The sequence below is a fragment of the uncultured Campylobacter sp. genome (assembly GCF_937949835.1).
GTDB lineage: Bacteria > Campylobacterota > Campylobacteria > Campylobacterales > Campylobacteraceae > Campylobacter_B.
The window spans coordinates 1-3,327 of the sequence record NZ_CALEDC010000354.1 but is presented as its reverse complement, the minus strand read 5'-3'; the positions used below and the strand labels follow the sequence as shown (position 1 = coordinate 3,327).

The following is a 3,327-nucleotide window of genomic DNA, read 5'->3' as shown; positions in this document are numbered from 1 at the left end:
AAAACGACTGACCGCCAAACCGATCGCCGAGCCAAAGCCCTAGCCCGCGTTACTGCACGTAAATTTTATACTCGCCGTAGCCGCGCGCGTCCATCTCCTCAAGCGGTATAAATTCCAAGCTAGCGCCGTTGATGCAGTATCTCATACCGCCCTTATCCCTCGGTCCGTCCTCAAAGACGTGTCCTAAATGGCTGCCTCCTACGCGGCTGGAGACCTCGACGCGCTGCATGCCGTGGCTGTCATCTTGCGCATAGGCGATCGCATCGGTCGTTATCGGCTTTGAAAAGCTCGGCCAGCCGCAGCCCGCGTCAAATTTATCGGTGGATGAAAACAGCGGCTTTTTCGACACGATGTCGATGTAGATGCCCTTTTTATAATTCTTGTCGTATTCGCTCGAAAACGGCCGCTCGGTCGCCTTTTCCTGCGTGACTTGATACTGAAGCTCGGTCAAATTTTTCTTCAGCTCCTCCTTGCTTTGCACTTTAAATTTTTCATCGTCCTCAAGCGGCTTTTTAGCAAGGCGCAGATCGATGTGGCAGTAGCCGCCCGGGTTTTTGCCGAGATAATCCTGATGATACTCCTCGGCGCGGACGAAATTCTTTAGCGGCGCCACTTCGACGGCGATCTTTTCTTTAAATTTCGCCTGCTGCGCCGCTATGAAATAGCGCGCTATCTCCCCGCTCGCCTCATCGGTGTAGTAGATGCCCGTGCGGTACTCGCGACCGCGATCGTTACCCTGCTTGTCGATCGAGAACGGATCGATGATGCGGAAATAATGCGCCAAAATTTCAGGCTCGCTGATGACGTTGGCGTCGTATTTTAAGTGTAGCGTCTCGGCATGATCGCTGCTATGTAAGCCCTCGTAGCTTGCTTTATCGCTCTTGCCGTTGGCGTAGCCCACCTGCGTCGCGACTATGCCGTCAAGCTGCTTAAAATACGCCTCCATGCCCCAGAAGCAGCCGCCTGCTAGATAAATTTCTTTTACGTTTGCGTTCACGCCGCCTCCTTTAACTTTAAAATTTGCGTCCACCGCGCTGCCGCCGTCTGCGGCATTGAGCGCGACTAAATAACCCGCCGCCAAAGCAAAGAGGCAGATTAAAAATTTGAAAATTTTCATTTTGATCCTTTCGTTTTGAATTTTGCGCAATTTTACAATCTCTAAATGAAGCGAGAGTGAAAGAGAGAAATTTTATTGCCTACGGCGGATCGCTACCCAAATTTTATCGCCGCAGGATCGGGACTTTCGGCTCGCCGTCGCCGCAGAATTAGAATTTTACCGCGGCAGCGCAAGATCAAAATTTTATCTTATCCTCGCAGCGCGCTGCAGCATCGGAATTTTACCTCCTCGCAAGCGGTTAAAATTCTACGCTATAACGAGGGCTGAAATTTTACCGCCGCCGCCAAGATTAAAATTTTACTGCTTCAGCGGGGGGAGGCTGGATTTCGCTAGCGCGGTAAGCGGTTGGATTTGATCGCCGCGGCAAGAATTAAAATTTTGCTACCGCTGTAGGGTTGGAATTTCGTCGCCCTGCGCTACGATGAAATTCTAACCCTTTTACGAGCGAGACCCTTGCGCCGTCCATTCGCCTGCGCTACGGCTCGCGTGAAATTTATCCATTCATCGCGGCTTACGTGGGGATTTTAGAGATTTTGATACGCCCTATTGCGGCGCGAAATTTTATTGTCGTGCCTCGCGGCTAGATTTTGCTACCGTCGCGATAATTAAAATTTTACCGCCGCGCGACCGTGGCTTGAGCCTGATTTAGCGCCTTTGTGAGTTTTACGACGCGGCCGAATTCTACCGCGCGCGCTTTGCGAGGGCACGGACTGCTCGCGAGACGGAAGCTTTGCACTGCGCCTGCTGCTTTGCCGTAGATAAAATTTTATCTACGCACCGCTTCAAATGCGGCACGGCACTTGTCCACCGCGCGGCTAAATTTTCTACACACCGCTTAGGTTGCGGCACGGCGTCCATCCGCTCGCAGCACGATTAAAATTTATCTATACGGCGCGCCGATCGCGACGAGGCGCCGCCTTAAAAATTTATACTCCGCTCCGTATCTGCTGCGAAACGGCGCCGAAATTTCAACGCAAAATAGGCGCCATGAAATTTACGCGCCGCAAGATAAAATTTGCGCCGTTGTGTGACGGCGAGGCGCGAACCCATCCGCTGCGTGCGCGATTAAATTTTAAATTTTGCGTTGCGGCCGCAAGATAAAATTTTCGCGACCATTCAGGAGCGGCGGATGATTAAATTTAGATTGCGCCGCACCGATACGTAGCGGTATGTCGCATAGCCAAAAACTCGCGCCGCGCAGTAGTATAACGAAGCGCGAACAGTCGGATTCGCACTGCCTCCGCCACGTAGCAGAGTACAGCCATTTACATCGCGCGCAGCTGTGTAGCGGAGATAGCCCGATCCGCACCGCGTTGGCGTGCAACAAAGCACCGCGCATTAGATCCGCGCAGTGTCCGCTACGTAGCGAGCAACAAGATCCGCTCCGGCGCGGTTTTCAAGATTTGCAACGGCATAAAAAGTTACGAAGCTAGCACAATAAATCCGCCTCACCGCAGGCGAGCAAATTTTAGTGCAAAAAGTGGCGCACTCCCGTAAAATACATCGCCATGCCAAACTCGTCGGCGCTTGCGATCACCTCATCGTCGCGGATGCTGCCGCCTGGTTGCACGACCGCCGCGACGCCCGCAGCATGGGCGATCTCGATGCTGTCTTTAAACGGGAAAAACGCCTCGCTTGCAAGCGCGCAGCCACGCAGATCGACGCCCACGTCGCGAGCCTTCGCCACTGCCGCACGTGCGGCGTCCACGCGGCTCGTCATACCCATGCCGATCGCGACCATCGCGCGAGCTTTGACGTAAACCACGCAGTTGCTCTTCGTAAGTGCGGCGATCTGCCACGCGATTTTTAGATCGCTAAGTTCGCTCTGGCTCGCCGCGCGCCCCGTGACGCAGCGGGCATTTGCGACCTCGCCCGCGCCCACGTAGTCGCGCTGCTGATACACAAAGCCGCCGTCGATAAATTTAAAATCATATTTGTCGTTTTCGCGAATCAAAAACTCCCCGCCCTGCTCAAAAATTTTGATGCGCTTTTTCTTTTCAAATACCGCAAGCGCCGCGGGCGTAACGCGAGCGGCAAGGATAACTTCGACAAAAATTTCATTGATCTTATTCGCTAGCTCCTCGTCCAAAACGCCGTTTATCGCCACGACGCCGCCGTATGCCGAGACTGGGTCGCATTTTAGCGCCTCTACGTAGCTTTCAAGCAGGCTAGATTTCACGGCAAAGCCGCATGGATTGGCGTGCTTGCAG

1 protein-coding gene and 1 pseudogene are annotated in these 3,327 nt (G+C 53.4%); both read right to left on the bottom strand.

The annotated features are described in order from the left end of the window. Nucleotides 1–49: 49 nt before the first annotated feature. Nucleotides 50–1,117: a peptide-methionine (R)-S-oxide reductase MsrB gene (gene msrB / locus Q0256_RS08135; RefSeq protein ID WP_297962076.1), complete on the bottom strand. Its 1,068-nt coding sequence runs from the start codon at nt 1,115–1,117 to the stop codon at nt 50–52. 1,468 nt (nt 1,118–2,585) lie between these two features. Further along, a pseudogene (locus Q0256_RS08130) lies at nt 2,586–3,327 on the bottom strand (bifunctional phosphoribosylaminoimidazolecarboxamide formyltransferase/IMP cyclohydrolase PurH); the annotation flags it as partial.